The 1,171-nt window shown below is 50.3% G+C and carries 2 protein-coding genes; one reads left to right on the plus strand and one right to left on the minus strand.

Annotated elements, in window-relative coordinates:
* Positions 1-63 precede the first annotated feature (63 nt).
* On the minus strand, positions 64-501 hold the full coding sequence (locus CX664_RS25420) for a hypothetical protein (RefSeq protein ID WP_146000389.1): 438 nt from the start codon (positions 499-501) through the stop codon (positions 64-66).
* A 238-nt stretch (positions 502-739) separates the two neighbouring features.
* Between CX664_RS25420 and CX664_RS25425 the strand changes: the two genes are divergently transcribed.
* A partial coding sequence (locus CX664_RS25425) for a hypothetical protein (protein WP_146000390.1) occupies positions 740-1,171 on the plus strand: 432 nt, incomplete at its 3' end.

Here is a 1,171-nt window from a genome sequence, read left to right on the forward strand (position 1 = left end):
CACCACGGCGGTGAACAGCTCTGTCAATGGCAATATAAGGAGTTATGGATCTATCCCCAATTATCAACTTTTATGCCAAAATGCAGACCAAAGTGTGTTAACAGTCAACTGCTCTTCGATAACTGAATTTCGGGATGCGTTGGATTTATCGTTTTGCCAGGTAAATGCCACTACAGCGTCAACAGCCGCTAAAAAGTCAACACCCACTACAGCATCAACACCTACTACAGCGTCAACAGCCGCTAAAGAGTCAACACCCACTACAGCATCAACAACCACTAAAGAGCCAACAGTTGCGGCAGCAGCCGACACAGTGTCAACAGACGTTACAGCATCAACAGCCGCTACAGAGTGAAGACCCACTACAGCATCAACAGCCGCTAAAGAGTTAACACCCACTACAGCATCAACAGCCGCTAAAGAGTCAATACCGACCACAGCATCAACAGCCGCTACAGCATCAACACCCATAAAGATTAATGATACAGAAACCCTGAGCAAGATTGGCCGACATCCCGACTATCCACTGAACGGTACCTATCAACAGACAGCAGATATTGTTGTCACTAAAGACTATCAATCCATTGGCAATGATACCCATCCATTCACCGGGGAGTACGATGGGCAGCGCCGTACCATCAGCGGCCTGCCTGACTGTTTAGTTGATACTCTGAAACAAGGCAACATCAGTCGCCTTGGCTTTACTGATACCCATATAAATTCAACGAAGACGACCGGGTTGGCAGCCTGTACTGCGAATGGCACAGTCAGTGATATCCGGGCCGAAAATGTGCATATTTCCACCTCGGGTGACAATGCACACGCCGGCATTGGGGCGGGGTTGGTTGGCGGTGGAGGAATGGTTACCAACACCACGGCGGTGAACAGCACGGTCGAAACCTCGGGTAAAATTGCATGCGCCGGCACCGGGGTAGGGGTGGTTTTAGATGGAGGAACGGTTGCCAACACCATGGCGGTGAACAGCAGGGTCAAAACCTCGGGTTTCAATGCAGACGCCGGTATCGGGGGGGGCGGGGTTGACAAGGCAGGAACGGTTGCCAACACCAAGGCGGTGAACAGCACGGTCAAAACCTCGGGTGAATTTGCAGACGCCGGCATCAACTACGAAAACAGATGCAGACCTCTGCTGGAAAAAAAAAAATTAAAAAAA

The sequence above is a fragment of the Endozoicomonas acroporae genome, from assembly GCF_002864045.1.
Taxonomy (GTDB): domain Bacteria; phylum Pseudomonadota; class Gammaproteobacteria; order Pseudomonadales; family Endozoicomonadaceae; genus Endozoicomonas; species Endozoicomonas acroporae.